The 23,125-nt window shown below is 49.0% G+C and carries 14 protein-coding genes; 11 read left to right on the plus strand and 3 right to left on the minus strand.

Going from position 1 to position 23,125, the window contains the following annotated elements:
- The first annotated feature begins 4 nt into the window (after positions 1-4).
- The 5 genes from VNQ80_RS10885 to rhaM all read left to right on the plus strand — a co-directional run bounded on the left by VNQ80_RS10885 (position 5) and on the right by rhaM (position 11,154).
- Entirely contained in the window at positions 5-3,133 is a 3,129-nt protein-coding gene (locus VNQ80_RS10885) for a glycosyl hydrolase (RefSeq protein WP_325638412.1), read from the plus strand.
- Positions 3,134-3,218: 85 nt separating this feature from the next.
- The gene (locus VNQ80_RS10890; protein ID WP_325638414.1) at positions 3,219-6,458 is read left to right on the plus strand and encodes a glycosyl hydrolase; all 3,240 of its coding nucleotides are present in this window, start codon (positions 3,219-3,221) and stop codon (positions 6,456-6,458) included.
- A gap of 28 nt (positions 6,459-6,486) precedes the next feature.
- A complete protein-coding gene (locus VNQ80_RS10895; RefSeq protein ID WP_325638416.1) occupies positions 6,487-8,763 on the plus strand; it encodes an alpha-L-rhamnosidase C-terminal domain-containing protein in 2,277 nt (758 codons plus the stop codon).
- A gap of 341 nt (positions 8,764-9,104) precedes the next feature.
- Positions 9,105-10,826, plus strand: coding sequence for an alpha-L-rhamnosidase C-terminal domain-containing protein (locus VNQ80_RS10900; RefSeq protein WP_325638418.1), 1,722 nt, complete (start codon positions 9,105-9,107; stop codon positions 10,824-10,826).
- Positions 10,827-10,839: 13 nt separating this feature from the next.
- A complete protein-coding gene (gene rhaM / locus VNQ80_RS10905; protein ID WP_325638420.1) occupies positions 10,840-11,154 on the plus strand; it encodes an L-rhamnose mutarotase in 315 nt (104 codons plus the stop codon).
- Between the two features lie 191 nt (positions 11,155-11,345).
- Here the strand turns inward: rhaM and VNQ80_RS10910 are convergent, their stop codons facing one another.
- Positions 11,346-12,590, minus strand: a complete 1,245-nt coding sequence (locus tag VNQ80_RS10910; RefSeq protein ID WP_325638422.1) for a DUF917 family protein — start codon at positions 12,588-12,590, stop codon at positions 11,346-11,348.
- Positions 12,591-12,687: 97 nt separating this feature from the next.
- Here VNQ80_RS10910 and VNQ80_RS10915 point away from each other — a divergent pair, with 97 nt between their 5' ends.
- From VNQ80_RS10915 to VNQ80_RS10940, 6 genes are all read left to right on the plus strand, one after another.
- Entirely contained in the window at positions 12,688-13,524 is an 837-nt protein-coding gene (locus VNQ80_RS10915) for a hypothetical protein (protein ID WP_325638424.1), read from the plus strand.
- Positions 13,525-13,556: 32 nt separating this feature from the next.
- A complete protein-coding gene (locus VNQ80_RS10920; RefSeq protein ID WP_325638426.1) occupies positions 13,557-16,268 on the plus strand; it encodes an ATP-binding protein in 2,712 nt (903 codons plus the stop codon).
- Between the two features lie 181 nt (positions 16,269-16,449).
- Positions 16,450-17,106, plus strand: coding sequence for a porin family protein (locus VNQ80_RS10925; protein WP_325638428.1), 657 nt, complete (start codon positions 16,450-16,452; stop codon positions 17,104-17,106).
- An 87-nt stretch (positions 17,107-17,193) separates the two neighbouring features.
- A complete protein-coding gene (locus VNQ80_RS10930; RefSeq protein ID WP_325638432.1) occupies positions 17,194-17,997 on the plus strand; it encodes a hypothetical protein in 804 nt (267 codons plus the stop codon).
- A 41-nt stretch (positions 17,998-18,038) separates the two neighbouring features.
- Positions 18,039-19,460: a hypothetical protein gene (locus VNQ80_RS10935; protein WP_325638434.1), complete on the plus strand. Its 1,422-nt coding sequence runs from the start codon at positions 18,039-18,041 to the stop codon at positions 19,458-19,460.
- Positions 19,461-19,692: 232 nt separating this feature from the next.
- Positions 19,693-20,724, plus strand: a complete 1,032-nt coding sequence (locus VNQ80_RS10940) for a GntR family transcriptional regulator (protein WP_325638436.1) — start codon at positions 19,693-19,695, stop codon at positions 20,722-20,724.
- A gap of 13 nt (positions 20,725-20,737) precedes the next feature.
- Here VNQ80_RS10940 and VNQ80_RS10945 read toward each other — a convergent pair whose 3' ends face one another.
- Positions 20,738-21,319, minus strand: a complete 582-nt coding sequence (locus VNQ80_RS10945; protein WP_325638438.1) for a DUF4136 domain-containing protein — start codon at positions 21,317-21,319, stop codon at positions 20,738-20,740.
- A gap of 157 nt (positions 21,320-21,476) precedes the next feature.
- Positions 21,477-23,120 carry an NAD+ synthase gene (locus tag VNQ80_RS10950; RefSeq protein ID WP_325638440.1) on the minus strand — a complete coding sequence of 548 codons (1,644 nt, stop codon included), beginning with the start codon at positions 23,118-23,120 and terminating at the stop codon, positions 21,477-21,479.
- Positions 23,121-23,125: the final 5 nt, after the last annotated feature.

A 23,125-nucleotide genomic window follows, 5' to 3' on the forward strand; every position in this document is an offset into this window, starting at 1 on the left:
TATTATGCGAAGCCGAGTAATCACCGGGCAAATGAAGTGCCTGTTAGTTGTCATTGTCTTCTTACACTGTAACCGGGGAGTGGCACAGCGCCCCCCCGCTGTCACGGCATTCCCCGAGCTGGCAAGGGAGTTTGTACAGCCTAGTCATGCCTATGGTAGTGCACCCTTATGGGTGTGGCACACAAAAGTAACCGAACCCATCATCGATAGCATGATGCAGGATTTTAAGGATAAAGCCTTTGGTGGAGTGTTCATCCATCCCCGGCCGGGTCTAATCACTCCGTACCTGTCGGACGAGTGGTTCAGCCTATATCGGTATAGCGTGGCGAAAGGCAAAGAGCTGGGATTGGATGTATGGATTTACGACGAAAATTCTTATCCCAGCGGCTTCGCAGGCGGCCATGTACCGGCTATGATGCCCGAATCCTATAACCAAGGACAGATGCTCAACCTTACGAAGACAGATAAGTTGCCCGAAGACATCACACCTTATTTCATTATCCTGCAAATGACCGAGACTGGGTATGCCGTGATATCTGATGTTGCCGGAAGGGGTGCAGATACAGGAACTTTTTACCTCTTCAAGAAAGCATATTACGGCAAATCTCCCTGGTACGCTGGTTTTTCTTATGTGGATTTGCTTGCACGCGGGGTAACAGAAAAGTTCATTGAGGTTACCATGACGGGGTATGAAAAGCACATCGGCACAGAATTTGGCCGCACGGTACCCGGAATATTTACCGACGAACCCAATATCGAGGTGCAGGGCAGGGATAATATCCGTTGGACACCAGACCTGTTTGATGCCTTCCGGAAGCGATGGGGATACGACCTGATACCTCATCTGCCTTCTTTATACGAGGAGGTGGGTGATTGGTATAAGGTGAGGCATAATTATTATCAAGTGCTGCTCCAATTATTCATTGACCGATGGTCAAAACCCTGGTATGCCTATACGGAAGCAAAAGGTCTGGAGTGGACGGGCCATTACTGGGAACATGGTTGGCCAAATCCCAATCACGGTGGAGATAATATGGCGATGTATGCATGGCACCAGCGTCCGGCAATAGACATGTTGTTCAATCAATTTAACGAACAAAGCCCCAATGCCCAATTTGGCAATATCCGTGCGGTGAAAGAGCTCTCTAGTGTGGCTAACCAACTGGGGCGCACACGGACACTGAGTGAAACCTATGGAGGCGGAGGATGGGAGCTTACCCTGACGGATATGAAACGGCTCGGTGACTGGCAGTGCGCCTTGGGAGTTAATACGCTGAATCAGCACTTATCCCACATGACCTTGCTCGGTGCCCGTAAATACGACTACCCGCAGTCGTTTTCCTACCACAACCCGCTATGGCCTTACTATGCTTCTCAAAACCAGTATTTCGCCAGATTATCTCTGGCCCTATCGGCAGGTAACCAGGTAAATCACATATTGATTATCGAACCTACGACATCCGCGTGGATGTACTCAACGTTCCAGTCGGCCAATCCCCGCCGTGATGCCATCGGCCACGAATTTCAGGAATTCGTGACGACACTGGAACGCGCCCAGTCGGAGTATGATCTGGGATCGGAAAATGTAATTAAAGACCACGGCAGTGTCCGTAACGCACAGTTTACGGTAGGTGCCAGAACATATCGCACGGTGGTCGTCCCGCCCGGTATGGAGAATATTGACCGACCGACATTTGACCTCTTGTTGCTGTATTCGCAGCAAGGAGGACGAGTGCTGCTCTTTGAGGAAATAAGGTATATCGATGGTGCACCGGCAGAGGCAGACATCCGGCGCTTGCTGAAACAGGGCACGGTGGAGGTTTTCGACGAGCTGACTGACCAACTGATCCGCGACCATTTTTTGCCCGAAGATATTATCGTTGCAGGCGATGCCATTGTGCAGCCCTATCTTTATCACCATACACGCTTATTGGACGACGGGCTGCTGCTGTTTGTCGCCAATTCTAGCTTAGAAGATGACCAAGCGGTTACCGTTACCGCAACGGGTAAGCAAGTACTTTACCTGGATACGGAAACCGGCGAAATCTTCCGTTTTCCTTCTACGACTTCCGGATCGGCACGGTCGTTCAGCTACCGGCTGCCGCCGGCAGGAAGTGCACTGTTCTTTATTGCCGACAGGCAGCAAAACGAGTATCGTACATGGACGGCACCGGCCAAACCGGGAGCGGTGGTTAAGACATCGGAAAGTCGTGTGGAGCGGTTACAGCCCAATGTGCTGACCATAGACTTTTGCGATGTGGCCATTGGCGACACCCTACTGAAAGACCTGCACGTCTACTTTGCTGCCGATACCGTTTTCAAGCACCACGGGTTTAAGGAGGGTAATCCTTGGAATACATCTGTTCAATACAAGGACCACACCATCCAGCGGGATACGTTCCCCGACGGCACAGGCTTTAGCGCCAGTTATCATTTTGAGATTTCTGAAGGGACGGACCTTGATGGCCTGAAGGCCGTGGTCGAACGTGCTGATTTGTGGCAGGTAACCATTAATGGGGAAGCCGTCCGCCCAATCCCTCACAGGTGGTGGCTGGATAAGGATTTTGCGGTTTTTGACGTCGGTCCGTATTGTAGGCCGGGGAACAACACCATTCAAGTACATACGAATCGGATGCGGATATATGCCGAGAGCGAACCCGTATACATCTTAGGCGATTTTGCGCTTCAATCTCGCCCCAAGGGCTGGGTAATCGCGGAAAGCGAGCCGCTTTCGGTAGGTAGTTGGAGAGCGCAGGGAATGCCGTTTTATGGGCATGAGGTAGCCTATAAAAAAACGTTTGAGGGTAAGGCCGGGCAGCGCTACCTGGCGAAGTTGAATGCCTGGAAAGGGACAGCAGCGATCGTAAAGCTGAACGGAAAGACTGTTGGCCATGTGCATTATCCACCTTATGAGTTGGAATTGCGGCAAAATGTACAGGACGGCCAAAAGGATTTGGAGGTGATTATCGTGGGGAGTCTCAAAAATACGCTTGGGCCACATCACGGCAAGCCAACCCCCGGCTTGGTATCACCGTGGCATTGGAGGGTCATCAGGCATTATCCTGCAGGAGAAACCTATGATAGCTATGATTATGGACTTTTGGAGGATTTTGTAGTCTTCCAGATACCTTGAAAATAAGGCGGGCGATAAGTTTGGCCCTCTGGGGGCTGTAAAAGAGCTCTTCGAGAAGTAAAATAAAATAGTTAAGATTGTTGGCATGAAAAACCTAACAAAGTTATTGTTTCTTGGTGTATTTGCGTTTGTCTGCTGTACGCCCGATAAACAAGTAACGCCCGATATTAATCAGGTAGCCCGGGTGTTCCGTGAAGCTCCGGACACCATTCAGACGTCGATATTCTGGTATTGGATTTCAGACCATATATCCAAGGAAGGTGTGGTGAAAGACCTGCACGCGATGAAACGTGTAGGCATCAACCGTGCGTTTATCGGTAATATCGGGTTGGACAACGTGCCCTATGGGAATGTCAAGATTCTTAGTGACGAGTGGTGGGAGACATTGCATACGGCTCTTAAAACGGCAACCGAACTGGATATTGAGATCGGAATTTTCAATAGTCCGGGCTGGAGTCAATCCGGGGGGCCGTGGGTGGAGCCGCATGAAGCTATGCGGTATCTGGCGGCAACAGAGACCTTTCTCAAGGGTTCCCAATACCACACGGTAATGCTGCCTGCACCGGAGGGTGATTTTGAAGACGTCAACGTGCTCGCGTTCCGGGCGCCAGAAGGCTATGGTTCGTCATTTTCCGACCTGGACATTTCGGTAAATACACAACCGCATATCGCCGATGCCGTCGAAGTGGTGGATAAGGACCACCAGACAGGTATTGCGTTGCCCGCAAACCAACGGAGTGTAATCGAATTGGTCTCAACGGCAGATTATACCGCCCGGAGCCTCTCCATTTATCCTGGCAAAAATAACCTGCGGTTTGACGTAACGCTGGAGGTTTTGGGACAAGAAGGATTTCAGGAGGTCAAACGCTTCACCGTAGATCGGTCCAACAATGCGTTGAATGTGGGCTTTGAGCCGTTCGCCCCGGTTATTGTCTCATTTGATGCAGTTACAAGCAATACGTTCAGGTTGGTATTTGACGGAGTTTCGGAACACGCCGGCGTCCGTGAGATCGAACTGAGTGCCATGCCGAAAATTGAATATTACAAGGAGAAGACATTTGCCCGGATGCATCCCACACCATTGCCTTATTGGCATGATTACCTGTGGCCGCGTCAGGTGATGTACGATGGTCCGGCGCTGATGATCGATAAGGACCAGGTGCTTGATATCACGCCACATATGGATCGGAATGGCCAGTTATCTTGGGAGGCACCTGCAGGTGACTGGTTGGTGCTACGCATGGGGACACGGCCAACGGGTGTGACCAATAGTCCGGCGTCGCCCGAAGGATCGGGGCTGGAGATCGATAAGATGAACAGTGTCCATGTGGCCAAGCATTTTGACGCTTTTCTTGGCGAAATTATCCGACGGATCCCCGCAGAAGACCGGAAGACCTGGAAAATGGTGGTGCAGGATAGTTATGAAACCGGCGGGCAGAATTGGACCGATGATTTTATTGCAAAATTCAAAGACCACATGGGCTACGATCCGCTGCCGTATCTTCCGGTGTACTATGGCTATGTTGTGGGGAGCACAGATGAATCAGATCGGTTTTTATGGGATTTAAGACGGTTTGTAGCTGATTATGTCGCCCACGAATATGTTGGCGGGCTACGGAAGATCAGCCATAAACACGGTATGAAAACCTGGCTCGAAAACTATGGGCATTGGGGGTTTCCCGGTGAGTTTTTGCAATATGGTGGACAATCCGATGAATTGGCCGGTGAGTTCTGGAGTGAGGGAACGTTGGGCGATATCGAGAACCGGGCGGCATCATCGGCCGCACATATCTATGGAAAAGTCAAGGTATCCGCGGAGTCGTTTACGTCGTCAGGCAACGAATATGGCCGCTATCCGGCACTATTAAAAAAACGGGGCGACCGCTTTTTTACCGAAGGCATCAACAGCACGCTATTGACCCTCTTTATCCATCAGCCTTATGAAGATATGAGGCCAGGCGTAAATGCCTGGTTTGGTACCGAATTCAATCGGTTTAACACCTGGTTTGAGGATATGGGGTTTTTTGTGGATTACCTGAAACGGTGTAATTTCATGCTCCAACAGGGCAAATACGTGGCGGATGTGGCTTATTTTATCGGCGAAGATGCACCGAAAATGACGGGAGTACAGGACCCCGAGTTGCCGCGGGGCTATTCGTTTGATTATATCAACGGTGAGGTCATCCACGAGCGGCTCTCTGTAAAAGATGGAAAATTTGTGCTACCAGACGGGATGGAATACCGGGTGTTGGTGTTGCCGCAGTTGGAGACTATGCGGCCTGAACTGCTGCGGAAGATCAGCGAGCTTGTGCAGGCCGGAGGATGTATACTCGGGCCTAGGCCCACCCGTTCGCCTAGCTTACAGCATTATGGGGAAGCCGATAAGGAAGTGCAACGCTTGGCAGAAGCGATGTGGAGCGGCATAGACGGAACGCAAAATAAGGTCAACACGTATGGCAAAGGCTTGGTTATGGAGGGTATGGACATGCATGAAGCGTTGGCGTACCTTGATATTGTTCCCGATTGTGATATCGTAGGTAATGATTCCGTACTGTTTATCCACCGTACGTTGCCGGATGCTGAGCTCTATTTCATTTCAAACCAGCAAGACACACTGATAACTTTTGATGCCGCGTTCAGAACGGACGGCAGGCAGCCCGAATTATGGAATGCCGTTGACGGAAGCATGAGAAAGCTGCCCGAATTTTCGTTCGGGGAAAGGACGACCACGGTACCCCTGAAATTGGAAGCCCATGAAAGTGCATTCGTCGTATTCCGCGAAGCGGTTACGGACGAAACCGTGCCGGATGCTGATTTGAAAAACTTTCCGGAACCCAAAGAAACGATCGTATTGGAGCAACCGTGGCAGGTATCGTTTGGACAGCCGCAGGATGCTGGTGGACAATCCTGGGTTTTCGACCAGCTGGTCGATTGGTCTTTGCATCCCGACCCGCAGATCAATCATTTTTCGGGTAAAGCATATTACCGCACTGATTTTTCGGTGGGCCCCAGGCAGGAAGAAGAACGGCTGTATTTAGATGTGGGGGAGGTAGTCGCATTGGCCCGTGTGAAAATAAACGGGAGACCCGTTGGAGGTGTCTGGACGGCACCGTATCGGTTGGATGTCACAGATGCGGTTGTAGAAGGCAGCAACAGGTTGGAAATAGATGTGGCCAATACGTGGGTAAACCGGCTTATAGGTGACCAGAAACTGCCGGAACATCAGCGGCAGACACAGCTATTCGTAAACCAGTATACGGCGGATAGTCCGCTACACCGGGCGGGATTGCTGGGGCCGGTGAGGCTGCTGGTGATGGAAAACTGAGTAGATTGTACTTAAATTTGAATTATTGATGAATAAATTTCGACTAACCCCGTTTTATCTATTGTGGCTACTCATGCCGCAATGTGTGAGTATCGCCCAAGCCCAAGACTTGAACGTACTGGGCCTAAAGGTTGACCTGCTGGAATACCCGTCGCTCCGGGTGGTCAATGGCTACCCGGTTGTTGGCGATGACGCGAACTTGGGCGAACAGGTGCGGATTGCCAGTAAACAGCCTCTCTTAGGTTGGGAACTGGCTAGTACCGACCGTGGGGCGATGCAATCGGCCTTCCGGATCATGGTCTCCCTTGACCGTGACAGTCTGGCAAAAGGAGTCGGCGATGTGTGGGATTCCGGTAAGATCATGTCTGCGGAATCCACCAACGTCCGATACGGGGGACAACCACTGAAACCGAATACGGACTACGCATGGCGGGTGATGGTGTGGGATGAGGATGGAACGCCTACGCTATGGTCGCCTGTTGGCCAATTTCGTACGGCCGACACACTGCATGATTACCAAACCGCTTTTTATCCATTGCAGAAAACCGACGAGGTGCCGCAACGGCTGGCGAAGTCTCACCGCCAAATAAGGGCCGACTTTGGAAAAGCCTCCTTTGGCCAGCTGCGGTTGACCTTGACCTCACCAAACGCGGCGGATACACTTACGGTAAGGCTTGGCGAAGCGATTAACGCCGATGGCACCATAAACCGTAAGCCCGGAGGGACCATCCGCTATGCGGAATACCAGATCCCACTGAAGCGGGGGCTACATACTTACCAGTTGCAATTTAGACCGGATAAGCGGAATACCGGCCGGCAAGCCATTAAGATGCCGGCTTATATCGGGGAAGTTTTGCCATTCCGGTATGTCGAGCTCGACGGATATGCTGGTGACATAGAAACCGGCGATATCGTCCGTTCTACAGTCCACTACCCATTTAACGATTTCTCGTCCCATTTCGAGAGTTCAGATTCGGTATTGAACGCGGTATGGGAGCTGTGTAAATACAGCATTAAGGCGACGTCATTTGCGGGTATCTATGTAGACGGAGATCGGGAGCGTATACCTTACGAGGCGGACGCGTACATTAATCAACTATGCCACTACAGCGTAGATAAAGAATACACCATGGCTCGGCGGTCGCACGAATACCTGCTATATAATGCCACTTGGCCCACCGAGTGGATTTTACAATCGGTGCTGATGGCCTATAACGACTACCTATATACGGGCGACATTCGGTCGGTCCAGTATCATTACGACGATTTGAAGGCTAAATTGTTGTTGCCCTTGCGGGAGGATAACGGGCTGATTAGTACTCGGAAAGATAAACAAACAAAGCAATTGATGCAAGCTGTCCACTATCAGGGTGAGGCGCTGCGCGATATCGTAGACTGGCCACATACGGGCGGCTTTGGCATGGTAGGCAATGGCGAGACGGATGGATTTGTGTTTACTGATTATAATGCGGTGGTCAACGCGTTCCATTACAAGGCCCTGCGTGATATGGCTAAGATGGCTACAGCACTGGGTCTCGAGGCCGATGCTGCTGCGTTCGCTGAAAAGGCTGCGGAGACCTACGGTGCCTTCCAATCCCTGCTGTGGGATCGTAAATCGGGTACCTATCGCGATGGCCTAGACACTGACCACGCCTCCTTGCATACGAATATGATGGCGCTAGCTTTTGGGCTTGTCCCCGAATCAAAAGTTAATCGCGTAGCAGCGTTCATCCGCTCGCGCGGGATGGCATGCAGCGTATACGGTAGTCAATTTCTCATGGATGCGGTCTACGAGATGGGCGATGCCGACTACGGGTTGTCATTACTTGCCTCACAGGATGATCGCAGTTGGTATAACATGATTCGGGCTGGAAGCACCATTACCATGGAGGCTTGGGATAATAAGTACAAACCCAACCAGGATTGGAACCACGCATGGGGTGCCGTCCCAGCCAATATCATTCCGCGCAAACTCATGGGCGTCGAGCCGTTGGAGCCGGGCTGGAGTGTCTTTCGTGTGCGGCCGCAAATCGGCTCGTTAGCGTGGGCTTCGGCCAATGTGCCAACCATTAAGGGCATGGTGGAGATTTCATGCCATCAGGATAATTCGACCTACAGCTTGGAACTGACCATTCCAGGAAATACCTTGGCGGAAGTAGAAATACCTCACCTGGGTAAGAAGCGTCCCCGTGTAACGGTCAACGGTAAGCCCATGGATAGTAAGGATGTTAAAATTGCGGATGGTTTGTTGAAATTCCCACGGCTCCGTAGCGGCAGCTACCATATCACTGTCGATTCGCGTTGATGGGTATTCGGTAACATAATCGTGTACTAAGAGCCTGTTTAAAATTTATCTGATAATTTTTTTAGGTCTCTTTTTGGTCTCGTTTAAAACGAGATTAAATTTTCTCGGGATAGGCTTCCGGCTATCCCTGCGAAACTGAGCAAAGCGATACTCATGAACGCCGAAGAACGCGAACGTAATGTGAATAATTTGCCTCGGTTCGCTCAAAAATAGTCTATAAAAAATTTTACCATACAAATTTAAACAGGCTCTAACGCCAACAATCGGGTAAGCACAGGATGCCGGTTATGCTAATCGTCCCTATCTTGCGGCGATTAATTTTAATTGTAAGCTAAAGTCAAATGAAGCGTCTGCACGTATTTTCCACCGTATTCTTTTTATTGCAATTTATCGTTCCCTGTTTTGCCGATGGCGAAACGGAAATTGTACGAACGTTTGTGTCGCCAACACGGATCCTCTGGCAATCGGGTGCTGTATCCAATACCGAGCAACTACTTACGCCTGGCAATGGGCAGGCTGATTTAACCAACGCCAGCATCTGTGTGCTCAAGAATGAGGGCGACGAGCGTGCGAGCATATTGCTTGATTTCGGCAAAGAATTGCATGGTGGATTGGAAATCGTCACCGGGATGTGGTCGCCGGGGAATGTCCCCCGCAATATTCGCGTACGTTTTGGTGAGTCTGCAAGTGAAGCGATGGCCGAAATAGGCGAGAAAGGCGCAACCAACGACCATGCAATCCGTGACATGAATATACAAGTGCCCTGGCTGGGTAAAATTCAGGTGGGGGAGAGCGGCTTCCGTTTTGTTCGTATCGACTTACTCGATGCCGATGCTGAATTGCACTTGAAAGAGGTGAGGGCTATTTTCACCTATCGCGATATTCCCTACTTAGGTTCGTTCAAGAGCAGCGACGAGCGTTTGAACGAAATCTGGAAAACCGGAGCCTATACGGTCCACCTCAACATGCAGGATTACCTTTGGGATGGTATAAAGCGCGATCGGCTGGTATGGGTAGGTGATCTCCACCCCGAAGTGGCTACAGTAAATACCGTATTCGGTTATAACGAAGTTGTACCAAAAAGTTTGGATTTGGCTCGCGACGTAACACCGCTTCCGGGCTGGATGAGTGGTATCAGCACCTATTCGATGTGGTGGATTATTCTTCACCACGATTGGTATATGCATCATGGTGACCTGGATTACCTCATGCAGCAGCAATCCTATTTATCGGAATTGGTTAAACAAATTGTTTCGAAGATCGGCCCGGATGGAAAAGAACAAATGGATGGAAACAGGTTCCTGGATTGGCCATCGAGTGAAGATGCAGCCGCAGTCCATGCGGGACTACAGGCCATGACCATATGGTCGCTATCGACGGCCGCCAAACTGAGTGAGATCATCGGTGATAAAGAAACGCTTCGGGTTGCCGATGAAGCTGTAAAACGTTTGAAAAAGTACACCCCGCCAATGGGCCAATCTAAGCAAGCCGCGGCGCTCATGGCCATTACGGGTATGGTAGCTCCCGAAAAGGCGAATAAAGACGTATTGGCCGTTGGTGGTGCGAAGAACTTCTCTACATTCTATGGGTATTATATGCTCCAGGCGATGGCCAAAGCGGATAACTACGAAGGAGCATTGGACGTAATCCGCAATTATTGGGGCGCCATGTTGGATTTGGGAGCAACTACGTTCTGGGAGGATTTCAATATGGACTGGCTGCCCAACGCCAGCCGGATAGATGAACTCGTGCCAGCTGGCAAAAAAGATATCCATGGCGATTATGGTGCTTATTGCTACGTTGGACTTCGCCATAGCTTATGTCATGGATGGGCGTCAGGTCCCACTGCTTGGCTAACAGAGCACGTATTAGGCATTAAAGTCGTGGCACCGGGAAGCAAGACAGTACTTGTCGACCCGCATTTAGGTGATCTGGAGTATGCCGAAGGAACTTATCCTACCCCTTATGGAACCATACATGTAAGTCACAGAAAGGGCGCAAACGGCCAGGTAATATCGGAGATCGCGGCCCCTGAAGAGGTCACTATCATACGGAAAAAATGAATGAAGCCAAGATATGCAAAGGATCGCATTTAAAATGAAGCTTATGGCGGGTTGTGAAGTGGAATACAAAAAGCGCCACAATGCAATCTGGCCGGAATTGGCGGCGCTATTGAAAGAAAATGGTGTCTGCGACTATTCCATTTTTTTAGATGAAGATACCAATACGCTATTCGCGGTGCAAGGACAGGTGGGTGACCAATCTTCACAAGATTTGGGCAGTCACCCCATTGTGCAACGATGGTGGGCATATATGGCTGATATCATGGAAACCAACGCAGACAATTCGCCGGTCAGTGTTCCGCTTACCGAAGTGTTTTATATGCCGTGATCCGATAAAGTTGCTATATATCCACTAATCATAAGCTGTTGTATAGGTCTTAGTACCGCTACTTCAAGCCCAAGTATACGTTTTGGCCGGAAACGTCTGACACAGAGCAAAAACCTGGTCGCGCCATCAGGCCTAGGGGGGCGGTGACCATTGCGATGTACGAAAAAGAACAAGCGAAGGAACTGTGTGGTTTAATAGGTAACCTCCTGTACGTTCAATGACGATTTACTGAGAAATTTTGTATAATCGATGAAACTGTTCTTCATCTGCCACAGATTCACGATAAGGTCGCCCAACGGCACAACGAGCCGAAGCTCGGGATTCTGTCGGGCGGTGGGTGAAACCACAACTAGCTCTTCAATGATTTTCGTGAACCCTTCCACCAGTTGCTCGTTCCTTAACGCTTCTCGAGGGGATACCGCCACCAGAAATACTTCCAATTGCTTGTCCAACGTCGATTGTTTGGTGAGCTCCGCGTTCGTATAGGGGAAGCCGTCCACGCCGAAGCAGCAGATTGATGTGGGCGCATAAGCCACCGGATTTGGGTTGTCGTCCGCATAGCATATCAACGACTCATTTTGCGCAATCAATGTGTAGGTGACGTTGCTTTTGCTATTCCTAATTTTGATCCGTGCAAAGCTGAAACCACCCGTTTCATTGACGGCAAACGATTCAACCTTGCCTTTACCGATAACATAGCCTGTCAATGTGTTTACATTTGGCAAAGCCGAATCGAGCATCGTTTGGTCCTCGTTGCGCAGGGCGTCAAAGAGACGTCCGCACGACATAGCCGTCGTTACCGCCCCGGCAACGCATTTGCCGGCTAGGTTCTCCAGTGTATCAGGCCACATGGCCAAACTGGCCGAGTTGTTGAACCGCTTTAACTGGGTAAGATCACGGATGAGTGGCTCATGTGTAGCGTTGCTTTCAGAATCGACCACAAGTCGGTCGCCTTCACCGTTTGCCATAGCAATGGGCAGATCCTTGTAGGTTTGGTCGAGGGAAAATGTGCAAAGCGGCAGGGTGGGGATGGCCCGACCGGCTCCGTCGCCATCTACCACAGCCAGACCGTGGTGTGCAGCGACCACAAAAGGAGCCAGCATGTTCTCGGCGCCGGTCTCGGCCGGAAACACGGCACTGATGGTCTCGGTCTCGGCCACCCGGGTCAATAGCGTGTCATATGCAAACAATAAAGCTTCATCTTGCTTCGGATCCAATGCGCTGTTGGCACCGATATCGGCCATAGCACACCCGTGGAGCTGTTTTTGTTCGTCAGAAAGGGGTAAGGTCCACAACGGTATATCCTTGCCGGTCGATGCAATGCGTTGAATAAAGAACTGACCGGCCTCTACAGACCCGCCGCCGCCGCTTCCCAAAAACGCGGCACCCCATAAAATGTGTTCTAGGGCACGCTCATCGATGTAAAGTGTATCCATGGTATTTAATTCAGGTTAATGCTTGTTTTTATTTTAATAAAACGATAATTTCATCCCAAAATTATGAATAAACGAACGCAATAACAAGACCGCAACAATGAGTGAAGCCATTTTTGACACAAAAGCCGGTATGTTCGCACCGATTGATTGGTTTACTCCCCGATGGACCAGCGCATTTGAAGAAATCAGCCCATATCTAAAAACAGGAGACATTATACTTGTCCATGGAAGGTATCCCGGTAGTTTCTATGTGGAGAAGCTTCAAGGCTGCAAATGGGGGCATGTTTGCATGGTGGTACGGCGCGAGGATATCGATCCAGACAGTCGCCATGGGTTGCCAGAATTATTGATTTGGGAGTCCAATACTTACATGGAAGGGTCCGCGCCTAATCTGTGGCCGCATAGTACCCACGGGAATGTGGTAAAAGAAGGACCCATGTTGGTGTCTTTGGAAGAACGTCTTCGCAAAAACCAAGCGGGTGATCGGGATATCCAGTTTGCTTTAAAAACGCTGAACTGTCCACATAAAATTGATTTCGGAAAGCTCCCGGCCTTATTCGACCTGCATATCGCGAAAAAATTCCCGGCAAGCGATTGGGATGTTTTTGTTTCGGTTTATTTGGGGCGCAATAGAAATAGGGTAAGTGCACATCCGGAGAAGATCGTAAAGCAGCATGCCGATGGCGAGAAATCAAATTTTATGTTAAGTATCGATGACGAGGTCGCAAACTTGGCTGGGCCAAGCCATGAAAAAGAGGTAGATAGGCATGTGATGTACTGTTCTGAACTTATAGCCGAAACTTATAAGCAACTCGGCTTACTGACCAAACGGTACGTGAGTAATGCTTATACACCATTGGATTTCAGTGACAAATCGGAAATACGTCTCTTGGCAAATGCCGCATGGTCAAATGAAGTCTATTTCACCATGTGATACAGCCTAGTGTCCAGTAACCTATCCTCCGCGTGAAATCTACCGTTTTCCTTTGCTTGGTTCAGTTCATCTGTTCGTTAGCTTTAGCCGTATCAGGCCACGGACCGAAGGTAAGGGAAGGTGTATTGGACCTGCGCCAATCCGATATGGAGAACGTGAGTGTGGACCTAGCTGGGGAATGGCGGTTTTCTTATGACCCTTTACGACCTCCGGATTCGGCACATCGCGCACAGACGTTTCTGAAAATGCCGGGGACTTGGCCTGTGCCTACTGGATATGGAACGTATTCGATGGATATTCTGTTGCCAGAAGGACAGAAAAGTTGGGCTCTGGCACTACCCGTCATCCCGTCTGCCTACCGGCTTTATGCAAACGGTGAATTGTTATCTACCATGGGGCAGATGGGTGGATCCACTGCTGTGATACCGCAAATGCGGTCGGCCATTGTGGAGCTGCTCATTCCCAGCGACCGTCTACGGCTGGATTTGCAGGTTGCTAATTTTCACTTCTATGCGGGGGGCATATCAACTCCGCTGCGTATGGGATATCCCGAAACCATACGGCATATTAATAATCGAGGTATATTCATGCAGGCGCTACTTATCGGTGCGTTATTCTTTATCAGTATATACCATGCTTTCATTTTTTTGTCTATCAGGAAAGATAGGGGAGTGCTTTTCTTTTCGATTGCCTGCTTTTTGATGGCAGTTCGGGGGCTTTTTGCCGGCGATGCGCTTTTTTTTGAGCTGTTTCCACAGGCTTCATTCACCTTCTCGTTGAAATTGCTCTACGTGATTTTTCCGGCGGCACTGGTCAGCTTCATGTATTATTTCCGGACCATACTCCCCGCACCTGTTTTTTCGATTTTCCTGCAGCGTACCATCGAAATTGGCGGCGTCGGTTATGTGATGATGGTACTCCTTACGCCCAATACGTTCCATGGGCGGTTTCTATTCTTATTCGCCTTGTTTTTTGTATGGTTTGTCGTTTATCTCCTTTACCGATTTTTCAAGACGCCGCTTCCCGCCTATGAGAATATGCTCGTGGTGGGCGGGCTCTTGTTGCTCATCGTCAGTGTAGCCAATGACCTCCTCAACGATATCGGAGTGTTCCATAGTTGGTATCTCCTCCCTACAGGATTCTTCTGCTTTGTGTTATGCCAGTCATTGCTGTTGGCCAACCGGTATTCAACTGCATTGAAAGAAGCGGGAAAACTGGAACTGGAGGTTGCGAAAAATAGATTTATCGCTAACATAACCCATGAGTTAAAGACTCCGCTTACCTTGGTGATCGGCTATGCGGAGCAGCTAAAAAAGGGTGGGGGGCTCAGCGCCTACCTGTTGAGACCTTTAAACAGCATTCACCACCAGTCAATCAAGTTGCTCAACCTGATCAATCAGTTGCTCGATCTCGGGCGCATAGAGGCGAATGCGATGCCCGTTCAGGTTTTCCGGACGGATGTAGCCCTACTTACCGAATCGATTGTTTCGTCGTTTGAGCCACATTGCAACGACAAAAAATTGCTTCTTACAGTGAATTGCATCGATTTTTCAGGTAATATTGCTATAGATGCTGATAAATATGAACGCGTGGTGACGAACTTGCTATCCAATGCGGTCAAGTTTACCGATGTGGGAGGAGAGGTATCCGTTGTTGCAAAAGCGTGTCCTTCTTTTGTTGAGTTATCAGTTGCCGATACCGGTATCGGAATCGAAGCAAACCGGCGTCAGCATATTTTTAATCGCTTTTATCAGGTGTCCGATCAGTCCAATGGGGGGAGTGGGATTGGGCTTTTTCTTGTCAAAGAAATATTGGAGCTGCTTGGTGGGGATATACGTGTAGATAGCCGGCCGGGCAAAGGTACCAACTTCGTTGTCCATTTCCCGATAGCAGAACAACCCGATGCTCCCTTGTTTGATGTCACAACCTTTCATGTGCAGCATACGGATGTGCTGCTGCCGATTGTAAGCCCGGGTCATACCGAAAAGCGCGACGCGACGGTGCTGGTTGTGGAAGACCATGAAGAATTACGCGCCTTCATTGCTGCGAATCTGAACCCTGCCTATCATGTTTTGCAGGCCGCAGATGCCGAGCAGGGTTGGGCTATCTGCCAATCAGAACTTCCCGATCTGGTCATCAGCGATATAATGCTTCCAGGTGTAGACGGGTATGAATTATGCAGGCTGATTAAGCAAACTTCCTTCTGTCACCACATCGCCGTGATGCTGCTTACGGCAAAGAGCCGTTCCGAGCACCGGATCAAAGGACTGAGTTTCGAAGCGAACGACTACCTGACGAAGCCATTCCATGTAGAAGAGCTATTGCTGCGTATCCGTAATCTGTTGAACCACCAACTACGGCTACGTGATTATTACCATCGACACCTCACCACATCGTCGGCGATGGACGACACCACTGCGCCGACAGATCCATTTATGGCGAGTGCGTATGTAAAAATCGAAGAGGAGTTGGACAATTATCGCTTCAGCGTAGAAGACTTGGCCAGTCACCTGGCTGTAAGCAGCCGTACACTCAACCGTACCATGCAAAAACTCACTGGCTTTACAACCATCGACGTAATCCGGAAATATCGTCTTAAACGGAGTATCGGATTTCTAAAATCCGGCCATACGGTTTCCGAAACGGCCTACCGTGTCGGTTTCGACAGCCCGTCTTATTTCAGCAAATGTTTCAAGGAAGCGTTCTCCTGCAGTCCTTCCACCTATAGCAGAGCCAAGCACTAACGGGTTGTCCGATTAGTATTCATCATTGTCCGATAATTTATAGTCCTTTCTTATTGTAGTCTAGATATTTGTCTCCGTGAGATGGATGCTTTGTTTTAAGACTCCGCTATACGAATAAGATAAGGTATGAAAAAAAAAGACAATGAAATTCAATCAATTTAACAACAACAAACAATTAATCATGAAAAAGTCACTATGTATGTTAACGCTGCTGGTTGCAGCCACTCTAATCGCTTCAGCGCAGGACAGACCTATCAAATTCGGATTGAAAGCCGGATTGAACTTACCAACTATTTCTGCGAAAGGAGATGATGTTGATGGTGAATTTGCCGATTACCTGAAGACGCTGACAGCGTTCCACATTGGTGGTTATATCGATTATGCAATCAGTGACCAGGTGAGTATCCAGCCTGGTGTTACGCTGTCTGGTAAAGGATACCAGCTCAAAGGAGAGGAGGAGGGCGATTCGTTTGCCGACAAAACCCAACTGATGTATCTCGAGATCCCGGTCAACGCGGTAGCTAGTTTCAATGCCGGTGTCGGAACCGTTTTTGTAGGTGCCGGCCCGTATTACGCTTTTGCGCTGAGCGGTAAAAACAAATGGGAGTATGACTTTGAGGGAGAAATAGAAACTGGAGAGGAGGATGTCGAGTTCGGTAGCGGAGAGTATGAAACGAATCGTGGTGATTTCGGTATGAACCTGTTGGGTGGCTATCGGTTCGCCAACGGGTTTAACCTGTATCTAGGCTACGGATTTGGCTTTGGCAACTTGGTCAATACGACGGGGATAACGATATCGAATCGCGTGTTTTCCGTCGGCGCCGGGTTTTCATTCTAGTGCCAGCTCAGCGAAACACCAAATGGAAAGATGGTTAAACCATAAAAGCATAATCACTACAGATTAACTATTTAAACAGAAAAAGGAATGAAAAAGTATGCATTGTTTTTGACCATTACGTTGTCGGCTACACTGATGGCCCATGGTCAAATCACAAAGGAAGAGAAAGGTAGCAGGGGTTATCTTAGGCTTGGATTGAGCAACTTCGGACAGGAACTGAAAGACGATTTGTCGAATTTTTCGGTCAATGAAGGGGGTAGTATAAACACGGAAGCATCGTTACTGTCAAATGCGCTTGAAGGCCGCTATGGCGCAGAAAGGGGATATGTGTTCGAGTTTGGTCGGAACTATTATTTTCACCGCAACAGCCTGCTGCCTATTTTGGATGCGCGCCTTGGGCTGGATTGGACGCAACTGTCGTTGACCTACAACAAACTTAATTTTGATGAAATGGCGTCTGTGGATGAAGCCGCTGGTTATGAGGTTGATGCCACTTCTTTCTTTGCAGTCTCTGCCTCATCGAAGCTGGGCCCTGTGTTCTCCATTAGCCCGCTTCCCAAATTGGTGATTGATGCCCGGCTTCAACTAGCTGCTACCTATCATTTTAGTTCGGTAGATTACTATGCTTACGACGAAGCCAGGGATGACGAGAAGTACTTTTCATTTTTTCCGGAAGATGAAGGAGAGGAAGAAGGTTTTTCAGCAATGACCAAAGCGGGTAACTTCGGGTTTAAAACGAACTACGGCGCCACCCTACGGTATGGCGGGTTGGGAGTGGCGTTGGACTATTTTCCGGGTAAGATTAAATCGAGTTACCAATCTAATGAGGGCCATGGCGAGGCGAAGTTCAAGAACAATATGTTCCAGATCAAATTGAGTTTAACGTTGTAGCGAATTATTATTAACTAGAAAAAGATAGACTATTTAATCTCATGAAACACGTACAATTTATCGCATGGATGTCACTCGTGGTATTAGCGAGTGCATGCAAAAAAGAACCCAAAGAGCCTGAGTACAAGAAGGCATTACAGGTCAATTTTTACGAATCTGCTACGGTGCCGGATGCTACGGACGTGCCTCAAATCACGATCAAGGATGAAACGTTCCAGATAACCGCAATTGGCGACAATGTAAACGGTATTCCACAGCGTATTAGCAAGGTCTATTTGTCGGATACGGAAACCGACAGCGAATGGGTTGCCCTACTCGACGCGAGTGGGCAACCAACGTTCGTTTACCAAATAAATAGTGCCACAGGAGAACAGGAGCAGGATCTCTACTGGTATCACCGGGAAAGCGAATCCGTAGCTTATCTGCGCTATTATGCTTACGATTGGACCAATCGCCTTGGCACATTGCGCTACGAGCAGAAAATCACGGACGGCAACCGCGAAACGACCTTCGATGGTACGACGACACAGGCTTCATTACCAGACCGCATCGCATCATTCGATCCTGTGGGGCGGGTTGGTGCAGGCAAAACGTTGGGCAATCGCTCGTTCCAAACACCTGTATTTTCAATTGGGCACAGGACGTTTGTGGCAGCGGATGGAGGAGAATCCTCAGATGATGATTTTGATCGCGGGGTTTACGATCTGATGGAATCGCTACGTTCGTTGAAAGACGAATTGTTCGACGGTATCTGTGACGTAAACAAGGCATCCGGAGGCCGGGGAGTAGGCTGTCGGATTCTCGACGTCCTTAAGGAAGTGACCGATAGGGAGATTTTCGATGATATCGATCGGGGCCGGCGTGAACAAGAACAGCGTGACGATCGGACGGATGCCAACACCTATCGGAGCAATCTATTTGATCTGGATCTCGGGATTTTCGATCTCAGTGAAGTGGGGAGCGACCTGCAACGTCATTTCAACAATATCAGGGACAATGTCCGGGGGGTGGATTTCTCAGAATTGATAGACAGGTTGTTCGAAACCATTGATGTAATGCCGGAGGATTTGGATGATTTAACCGATTCCCGTGGCGTCATCCACATCGGATTGTCATGGAATAGTGACTCGGACATCGACCTGCATGTGGTTGATCCCTTTGGCGAGCGTATTTATTTCGGACACACAACCTCACAATCGGGAGGATACCTAGATAGGGATGATGTAGACGGGTACGGACCCGAGAATATCTATTGGGGAAGTAATGCGCCGGACGGCAAATACACCGTATATGTGCATTATTATGACCACAACTCTACGCCTGTGCCTGCCTCGCAGTACCGTGTAAGAATAGTGAACGGTTTAGGTGCAGAACGTGCCACAGATGGTGTGCTGACTGCGGTTGACGAGACAGATCAGGTAATCACATTTACTAGGCAGGGTGGTCACATTATCTTCGATTAGTAAGTGGTAAAAGATTCGCTAATCAAGATTAAATGGATATATGGTAACCGGGGAACGACAATCCATTGTTTCCCGGTCTCCTGTGCTGAATGCGGGTTGTTTGCGTTAATCCCACTCCGGTCTCGTGAGCTACTGTTATCAAAAAGTGCTGTGTGCAAAAAAAAAATGCTATTTTTAGCGCTGGGTATGCAAGAATTGCATAGCCTTGGTTTTGAATTAGCGTTAAGTCACGATGAAGCCCGTTTCTGTGTTTGAACATATCTATATCAACGAGTATTCTGCCACGCCCAAGTATCAGCAGTTGGCCAATGCAGTCATCAATGCGATCGAAAATGGGAAGATAAAGAAGGGCGATATGCTTCCTTCGATTAACGAGTTGAGTTATGTGTTAGAAATATCGCGTGATACTGCCGAGAAAGGCTATAAGCACCTCAAGCAATTGGGGGTGTTGGGATCTGTCCCCGGTAAGGGCTATTATATCGCCGATTCTAATTTCAAGCGCAAACTGCAAATCGTCTTATTTTTCAATAAGCTGAGTGCACACAAAAAAATAGTGTATGACGCTTTTGTAAATGCTATCGGCAGCGATGCTTCTGTAGATTTCTATGTGTATAATAACGACTTACTGCTTTTCCGTAAATTGTTAGAAAACCTCAAGCAAACCTACACGCATTATGTAATTATTCCGCACTTCATTGACGGCCGAGATAAGGCAGGCGAAATCATCGACAATATTCCCAAGGATAAATTGTTGCTCTTGGATAAATTGGTGCCGGGGGTCGGAGGGGAATATTCGGCGGTGTATGAGAATTTTGAAAAAGACATCTATGAAGCATTGGAGCAGGCTAAAGAACGGTTGGGTAAATACCACACGCTGAAGTTAATTTTTCCCGATAAAAGTTATTTCCCCAAAGGCATCATCAAGGGATTCTATCGGTTCTGCCAACAGTACGCTTTTAACCACTTATTGGTGAGTGATATTTCGGAAGAACCGATATCGAAGGGTGAGGTTTATATCAACCTGATGGAAGACGATCTGGTGAAGTTGCTTGATCGTGTGATTTCACTCAAATTGAAAATCGGAAAAGATGTAGGAATCATTTCATATAATGAGACCCCGCTTAAAAAATTTATCCTTGATGGAATAACCACCATTTCCACAGATTTTAAGCAGATGGGGGAGACGGCTGCTCGCCTTATCTTGGAGAACTCAAAGCAACACGAAGAGGTGCCGTTTTACCTGACATTGCGGCCTTCTATTTAGATTTAACTACCCATTACCGCTTGGTCTTGGTCGTCAATGGGAATTGATCGATTACGCCAGCGACAATTTCCGGTAATTTATTGATTGCATCTTCCGGATTACGTACCTGTCCGCTGCCACGGGCTTGCCAAATGACGGTATTGGATTGCCTGTCTCTGGCTTCGATGATGATATGACCGGCGCGGTAACGCTCTTCGCCTACGGGCCGGTTCCAGCCGTAACCATAATGTCCCCAACGCGGTCCCCACATCCACGGATTATACCCCCACATACCCCATGGGCCATATGGATAGCCACCGTACAGTGGCCGGCTTTTGTTGTTGACGATTGCAATGTACCGAAACAACAAATCGGGGTTGTCCTTGCTGTATGTTAATCCGCGGGCTTCCAATTCCCGATTAGCAGTTTCCAAGATATTGGCGTTGGCAATGTCGTTGTCAAAATACGATTTGGACATCGAATCTATAGGAGGCAGCCAACCATAGGTGCGGTACTGCGAAAAATCGGTGCTTTGTATTTTGGTGGTGTGGTATTGATACGCCGAACAAGATGCCAATACCATCAAGGGAAGTAAATATAGAACGAATCTTTTCATGGCTATGGACTCCTAAAAAACCTATTTATATAACGTTAGACGGCGCGCGGCCCAGATGGTTTAATCAATCGGCTTCATAATGTTGTGCACCATGGCCCACATAACTTACCGTGTACGCCCGTAATCGGGTGGGTCGTACTTTTGATCTGCTCATAGTTCACAATGGATAGGTAGCTACCAACGGCATTGCACGTCCCGAGCCGAATGCTTTACTGCTGACACGCAATGCTGGCGGGGCTTGAAAGCGCTTGAATTCAGCCCGGTCTACCAAATGGATAACGCGGTGAACCAATGCTTCTTCAAATCCCAGTGCTATGATTTGCGTTGCACTCTTTTCGTTTTCAATATATTGGAAAAGTACGGCATCCAACAGCTCATAGTCGGGTAGGGAATCGCTGTCTTTTTGGTCAGGCCGCAATTCGGCGGATGGCGGCTTTACGATGGTATGCTGGGGGATAATTTCCTGATGGCGGTTGAGGTAGTTCGCTAAATGGTAGACCTGTGTTTTGTAAACGTCGCCAATGATGCTCAATGCGCCAGCCATATCGCCATATAATGTGCCGTAGCCGACGGCGGCTTCACTTTTATTGGAAGTGTTAAGCAGGATGTAGCCCAATTTATTGGAAAAGGCCATTAGCAATGTGCCCCGGATACGAGCTTGGATGTTTTCTTCGGTGACATCCGGCGCCAGTCCGTCGAACGCCGTGCCCAGGCCTTGTTCGAATGCTTGAGCCATGTGTTGTATGGGGATGATCTCATGATGGCAACCCGTATTGTGGACTAGTTTTAATGCGTCGGTGATGGAATGGTCGCTTGAGTATACGGAAGGCATCAGTACCGACATGACATTTTCGGGTCCCAGTGCTTCACACGCAAGTGCCGCCACTACGGCTGAATCGATGCCCCCCGATAAGCCAACCACGGCCTTGGTGAAGCCTGATTTTTTGAAATAATCGCGGATGCCGAGTAACAACGCCTGATGAATTAATGGTGTATCCAGTGGATGGTGTACGGCATCCGCCTGCTGCAACGGCGTGACGCCATTGTCATCCATTTCGTAATAGTTTATCGCTTCGGCAAAGGATGTCATCATATCGATCAGCTTGCCCGTGGGCGAAATAACGATTGAGCGGCCATCGAAAATGAGGTCGGTATGGGCACCCACTTGGTTTAAATACAATAGCGGCGTCCGGTTGGTCTTGGCATGGGTACGCAATACGTCCAGTCGCGCGTTGAGGTGATTGTATGAAAACGGAGATGCCGCAATATTGATAATGATGTCGGGATGTTCATCCGCCAGCGCATCCATGGGGCTTTTGCGGTATAGTGGTGGTGACGCGATATTCCAAAGATCTTCGCAAATGGTAAGTGCGATTTTTTTATGTTGGTAATTGATGCAGTGGAATACGTCTGCCGGCTGGAAATAGCGATATTCGTCAAATACATCGTAGTCGGGAAGCAAGCCCTTGTGTACGGTTTGCTTTACACGACCTGCTTCGATGAACAGCGCGGCATTATGGAGGGGCTTACCTTTTCCGGTTGTATTACGAACGGGTGCCCCAATTATGCAAGCTATCCCCACACAATGGGCAGCTATTTCGGAGATAGCAGCTTCGCAGCGATCTAGAAAAGCCGGCGAGCGTAACAAGTCTTTGGCGGGATAGCCTCCGACGGCGAGTTCGGCGAAAACGATGAGATCGGTGCCCTTGGCTTTTGCGGCATGGAGGGCTTCAATAACGGCTGCGGTATTTCTTTCGAAATTGCCGATATGGTAATTGAGCTGGGCTAACGCGATGATCATTGTTG

This window comes from Parapedobacter sp., from assembly GCF_035556095.1.
Taxonomy (GTDB): domain Bacteria; phylum Bacteroidota; class Bacteroidia; order Sphingobacteriales; family Sphingobacteriaceae; genus Parapedobacter.

Bases quoted from the DNA above. Each gene is read 5' to 3' on its own strand.
- VNQ80_RS10945 (WP_325638438.1), bottom strand. From the start codon at position 21,319: ATGAAAAGATTCGTTCTATATTTACTTCCCTTGATGGTATTGGCATCT.
- VNQ80_RS10930 (WP_325638432.1), top strand. From the start codon at position 17,194: ATGAAAAAGTATGCATTGTTTTTGACCATTACGTTGTCGGCTACACTG.
- VNQ80_RS10885 (WP_325638412.1), top strand. From the start codon at position 5: ATGCGAAGCCGAGTAATCACCGGGCAAATGAAGTGCCTGTTAGTTGTC.
- VNQ80_RS10910 (WP_325638422.1), bottom strand. From the start codon at position 12,590: ATGGATACACTTTACATCGATGAGCGTGCCCTAGAACACATTTTATGG.
- VNQ80_RS10940 (WP_325638436.1), top strand. From the start codon at position 19,693: ATGAAGCCCGTTTCTGTGTTTGAACATATCTATATCAACGAGTATTCT.
- VNQ80_RS10925 (WP_325638428.1), top strand. From the start codon at position 16,450: ATGAAAAAGTCACTATGTATGTTAACGCTGCTGGTTGCAGCCACTCTA.
- rhaM (WP_325638420.1), top strand. From the start codon at position 10,840: ATGCAAAGGATCGCATTTAAAATGAAGCTTATGGCGGGTTGTGAAGTG.
- VNQ80_RS10950 (WP_325638440.1), bottom strand. From the start codon at position 23,120: ATGATCATCGCGTTAGCCCAGCTCAATTACCATATCGGCAATTTCGAA.
- VNQ80_RS10890 (WP_325638414.1), top strand. From the start codon at position 3,219: ATGAAAAACCTAACAAAGTTATTGTTTCTTGGTGTATTTGCGTTTGTC.
- VNQ80_RS10895 (WP_325638416.1), top strand. From the start codon at position 6,487: ATGAATAAATTTCGACTAACCCCGTTTTATCTATTGTGGCTACTCATG.
- VNQ80_RS10935 (WP_325638434.1), top strand. From the start codon at position 18,039: ATGAAACACGTACAATTTATCGCATGGATGTCACTCGTGGTATTAGCG.
- VNQ80_RS10915 (WP_325638424.1), top strand. From the start codon at position 12,688: ATGAGTGAAGCCATTTTTGACACAAAAGCCGGTATGTTCGCACCGATT.
- VNQ80_RS10900 (WP_325638418.1), top strand. From the start codon at position 9,105: ATGAAGCGTCTGCACGTATTTTCCACCGTATTCTTTTTATTGCAATTT.